The 4,881-nt window shown below is 66.7% G+C and carries 3 protein-coding genes and 1 pseudogene; 3 read left to right on the top strand and 1 reads right to left on the bottom strand.

Annotated features, from left to right (window positions below):
• Nucleotides 1-152 precede the first annotated feature (152 nt).
• Together EBE87_RS27605 and EBE87_RS27600 are read left to right on the top strand one after the other, a co-directional pair.
• Nucleotides 153-935, top strand: a pseudogene (locus tag EBE87_RS27605) (IS5 family transposase).
• 92 nt (nt 936-1,027) lie between these two features.
• Nucleotides 1,028-1,888, top strand: a complete 861-nt coding sequence (locus EBE87_RS27600) for an IS110 family RNA-guided transposase (RefSeq protein WP_199708054.1) — start codon at nt 1,028-1,030, stop codon at nt 1,886-1,888.
• Here the strand turns inward: EBE87_RS27600 and EBE87_RS27595 are convergent.
• The gene (locus EBE87_RS27595; RefSeq protein WP_122140294.1) at nt 1,856-3,256 is read right to left on the bottom strand and encodes an IS30 family transposase; all 1,401 of its coding nucleotides are present in this window, start codon (nt 3,254-3,256) and stop codon (nt 1,856-1,858) included. The two genes, EBE87_RS27600 and EBE87_RS27595, sit on opposite strands and share 33 nt — an antisense overlap.
• 1,007 nt (nt 3,257-4,263) lie before the next feature.
• Between EBE87_RS27595 and EBE87_RS27585 the strand changes: the two genes are divergently transcribed.
• Nucleotides 4,264-4,881: amidohydrolase family protein (locus tag EBE87_RS27585; protein ID WP_233553480.1), on the top strand; the 618-nt coding region annotated here is incomplete at its 3' end.

Below are 4,881 nucleotides of genomic sequence, written 5' to 3'. Positions count from 1 at the left end.
GCCGACGACATCCTCGGTGCCATACAGCGCTTCTGCCAGCGCACCCAGCAGATCGGAGGAACTACAGAATCAGGACACTAGGCTCAGGACCTATTAATGAGCCTCTTGCGCTTTGATCCTGTTGTGATTGCATGGTGTCTGGAGGTGCTGCCATGGCTGACCTGTTCTGGCTCACAAAGACACAGATCGAGCGGATCTCGCGCTACTTCCCGCTCCCCCATGGCGTGCCGCGGGTGGACGACCAGCGGGTCGTCAGCGGCATCATTCACGTCATCCGCAACGGGCTGCGCTGGCGCGATGCGCCTGCCGAGTACGGCCCACATAAAACCCTCTACAACCGCTTCATCCGCTGGAGCCGCATGGGCGTCTTCAACCGCATCTTCGCAGGGCTGGCCGGACGCAAAGGGCAGCCAGACCGGCTGATGATCGACGCCACCCACCTCAAGGCGCACCGCACGGCGGCCAGTCTGCTCAAAAAGGGGCTGTTCCCCGTCGTATCGGACGCACCAAAGGTGGCCTGAATTCCAAGCTGCACGCCGTCACTGAGGGCCAAGGGCGCCCACTCGTCATGTTGCTCTCCGAAGGCCAGATGAGCGACCACAAGGGCGCAGCCCTGATGCTTGCCACCTTGCCTCCTGCCCGCGTTCTGATCGGCGACAAAGGCTATGACAGCAACCGCTTCCGCCAGGCCCTGGCCGCCCGCGGCATCGAACCCTGCATGCCGTCACGCCGCGGCCGCAAGCAGCGCATCCCGCATGACAGGATGCTGTATCGCCAGCGGCACCGTATCGAGAACATGTTCGGCAGGCTCAAGGGTTCGAGGCACTGCCTCGGACCGCCGCATCGCCATGCGCTATGACCGCTGCGCCCACACCTTCATGTCCGCCATCTGCCTCGCCGCCACCGTCCTCTTCTGGATCAATGAGATGCTGTAACGGGGCCTGCGTCACGTTGGCTGTTAGGGCTTGCAAAGCAGAGGGCGTGCTGTCGCGGTTCCCGTGTTGGCTCTGAAGAAAGGACACGGGAGATGAAGTTGTTCATCGGGCTGGACGTCTCGCTGGCCAAGACAGCGGTCTGCGTACTCAACGAGCACGGCAAGATCGTGAAGGAGGCGCAGGTTGCCAGTGATCCCGCGGTGATCGCGCGCTTTACAAGCGGGTTGGGCGGCGAAGTGGCGACGATGGGCCTGGAAGCGGGTCCCTTGTCGCAGTGGCTGCATCGCGGCCTCACGGACGCCGGGACGGATGTCGTTCTCATGGAGACCCGACAGGTCAAAGGGGCCTTGAAAGCCATGCCGATCAAAACAGATCGGCGCGATGCCGAGGGCATTGCTCGCCTGCTCCACCTGGGCTGGTTCAGGCCGGTGCACTGCAAGTCCGTCTCGGCTCAGGAAGTCCGCGCCTTGCTCGGAGCGCGCAAAGCCATCCAGCAGAGCATGATCGCGATCGAGATGTCATTGCGCGGCTTGCTGAGGAACTTTGGGCTGCAGGTGGGGCAGATCTCACGGGGACGCTTTGAAGTCAGGGTTCGTGAGCTGGTCGAAGGCAACGCCATGCTGGAAGCCGCATCGGCCCCTATGCTACGGGCGCGCGACGGCCTGCGCCGCGAGCTGGCCGGGCTTGAGCGCGTGGTCCGGACGCTGGCCAAGGATGATCCCGTCTGCCGCCGTCTGATGACCATGCCTGGCATCGGAGCGGTGGTCGCCCTGACCTACCGCTCGGCCGTCGATGATCCGTCCCGGTTCACCTCATCCAAGAAGGTCGGCCCGTGGGTCGGTCTGACGCCATCGCGCCATCAATCTGGCGAGCGTGATGTGAGCGGCGGCATCACACGGGCCGGAGACGCCAACTTACGTTCAACTGGCCGTCGCAACACCTGTCTGCGCTGATCGTAGCACCGCATCAAGAGCTTCGGCTGGCGTTCTCCAGCCGAGCGTCTTGCGCGGTCTCGCGTTGAGGGCTGTCGCTACGGCGATGAGGTCATCGGCGCTATGTGCTGCCAGGTCGGTTCCCTTGGGGAAGTACTGTCGCAGCAGCCCGTTCGTGTTTTCGTTCGTGCCGCGCTGCCACGGGCTGTGCGGATCGCAGAAGTATACCTGCAGCCCAGTGTCGATCCGCAGCCGCGGGTGCTCCGTCATCTCCGTACCTTGGTCCCAGGTGAGTGACCGCCGCAGCGCCTCCGGCAGGGTGATGATCGTGCGCGTGATGGCATCGCGCACCGCCTCTGCACCATGCCCGGCCAGCGCCGGCCCGTTTTTCGCGCGGAGCCCGTCCCCATATCCCGGCATGCGCGGCAGGTGCAGCAGCATCGTGAACCGTGTTGTGCGCTCCACCAGGGTGCCGATCGCCGAACTGCCAAGGCCGAGGATCAAGTCCCCCTCCCAGTGCCCCGGCACGGCCCGATCGTCCGCCTCCGCTGGACGCTCGCTGATCTTCACCTCAGGGCCGACATGTGACTTCCCCCTCCCGCGGCTCCGCGCCCGCGGTACGCGGAGTGTCCGCCCGGTGCGCAGGCACGCCGTCAGCTCTCGCCGCAGTGCGCCGCGGCCCTGGATATAGAGCGACTGGTAGATGGCCTCATGGCTGATCCGCATCGCCCCATCGTCCGGAAAGTCGAGCCGCAGCCGCCGCGAAATCTGCTGCGGGCTCCATGCCCTTGCCCAGCGCCGAGGCTGCCGCGGCCCGTGCCGCCGGCCCTTCCACAGCACCGGCGGTCCCGGCACCGCAGCCCCGCCTGGAGCGTTCACGGCACCCGCCAGCCGGTCCTGCACATAAGCCCTGAGTGCCCGGTGCGTCACCAGCTTCGCCGGCTTCGGACGCCGCGCCGCCCGCTCGGCGTGCCACTGCGCCGTCGTGGCCCGGTACTCCAGCCCGCCGCTGCGCGTCGCGGCGTTGCGCCGCAGCTCGCGCGAGACCGTCGATGCCGCCCGTCCCAGCCGCCGGGCAATCTCCCGCACCCCATGCCCCTGCGCGCGCCAGAGCGCGATCTCCTCGCGGTCCGCAAATGACAGGTATCGCCCCGAGGATGACTTCGACGACCGCCCCAGCGTTGATGGTGGCATCCCGCCCGCCTCCCGAAACCATCGGGACCCTACCGCCTCCGACACCCCTGCGCCGATCGCCGCGTCCCAGCTCGACTGTCCCGCCGCAATCAACCTCCAGAACTGCCGCCGCTCCTCACGCCGGGCTACCCCCGGCCGTCCAGGCGAGAGAGACTTCGCCCGCAAAGCCCAGTCCGAACGCCGCCGACCAGCCATCGCAACCACCCTCCACCTTGGTGTTGCGACGACCACGTGAATCCACCCAATCTCCGACGAGCACTGTGCCAGGCGGCCACCGTGCTGATGCACCGGGGCCCGGCATCCTGGATCAGAAGCTGGGCTGTTCAAGTGCTCCGGCGGCGCGGCACCAAACGAGCGATGGTGGCGCTGGCACGACGGATCGGAACGATCCTCCACCGGATGTGGAGCGATGGCACAGACTTCCGTCTCGATGCCACGCCAGAACGCGTTGCGGCATGATCGCCTGCGCGGAGGCCGCAAGCTGCCGCTGATGTCTGCCTGAGCGCAGACCTTCGAGGTCCCCACCGGGAGGGGGTTCCGACGACGCCGTGGTCAGGACTGTTGCCGACCTACGGTCGAGCACGCTTATGAGATGGGCGCGTCGGGCTCTCCATTGGACCAGCATCATGTTGGCAGCCACCGCGCTGACCACGGACCGAAGCATAAACCCGGGGTGATCTCAGGCGAAGGAGCGCACGGAGCAGAAGCAGTGATCAGGAGCCCGATACATCAGGAAGCCGCGGCACAGCCTGTGCGCGCAGACCCCCTTACGCGTCACTATCGCCTTGACTGAGGAAGCTCCGTTACCGAAGTCCTGAGCCTAGGTGCTTTGCAAACTGCTGTTCCATGCGTGCCGGCCACCACCGGTATCACGAACCCCGGAGGCTCTACTCCTGATGAGAAGTCAGGCGATCCGGTGGTGGCCAACGCTCGCCCGGCCAGGGCCGGGGTCGCTACGGGACTTCCAACTGCTGCGCCATCTGGTCGCGGCCAACAGAATGCTGGTCTGGTTGCCATTCGTCTCGAAAGACGAGTACCCGCTCCCGGCAAGGCCTTTGAAACGCTCCCGTCCTCATCAATCAGCTCACCGCTGTGTGTAACCGCGGCTAACCCCCCGCCGTCCCCGGGCTGTCGACCTTGGCGCAGACTCCAGCCATGCTCTTCAGAGCGCCGACCGGAACAGGCGCGATGGGAGAAAACGCATGAACCCGACACAGTCTCGCCGTGCCCTGCTAGCCGGCGCCGGATTGGCGGCCGTGGGGTCAACGTGGCCGAGCACCCCCGTCGGCGCCCAGTCCGCCGCAACAGCGCCCGGCATGGTGCGGGGCACGGCAGGACCTGTGAAGTTCTCCGCCGGCACGGAGCCCCCCCGCACGCCTGCGCCGCCGCTGGCCACGGATTGCCACCACCACGTCTACGATGCCCGCTTCCCGGCCGATCCACGCACCCAGCTGCGGCCGCCGGATGCCTCGCCGGAGGATTACCGTGCGCTGGCACGCAGGCTCGGCACCCAGCGCTCCGTGCTGGTCACGCCCTCCACCTACGGCACCGATAACCGCCTCCACCTGCAGGCCATGCGGGAGCTGGGCCCGGAGCGGGCGCGCATGGTCGCGGTGGTGGACACCAGCGTGACGGACGCGCAGCTGCGCGAGATGCATGAGGCCGGGGTGCGCGGCATCCGCTTCAACCTGGTCCAGGCCGGGGTGACGACCATCGACATGCTGGAGCCGCTTTCGGCACGAGTGCAGGCCCTGGGGTGGCACACGCAGATCCATATGCTGGGCGACCAGATCGCCGAGCACGAGGCGCTGTTCCTGCGC

It is taken from the genome of Teichococcus wenyumeiae (genome assembly GCF_003696345.1).
In the GTDB taxonomy this organism is placed as follows: domain Bacteria; phylum Pseudomonadota; class Alphaproteobacteria; order Acetobacterales; family Acetobacteraceae; genus Pseudoroseomonas; species Pseudoroseomonas wenyumeiae.
Note: the sequence above shows the minus strand (reverse complement) of the source record. Positions and strands in the feature narration are given on the sequence as shown.

Bases quoted from the DNA above. Each gene is read 5' to 3' on its own strand.
- EBE87_RS27600 (WP_199708054.1), top strand. From the start codon at position 1,028: ATGAAGTTGTTCATCGGGCTGGACGTCTCGCTGGCCAAGACAGCGGTC.
- EBE87_RS27595 (WP_122140294.1), bottom strand. From the start codon at position 3,256: ATGGCTGGTCGGCGGCGTTCGGACTGGGCTTTGCGGGCGAAGTCTCTC.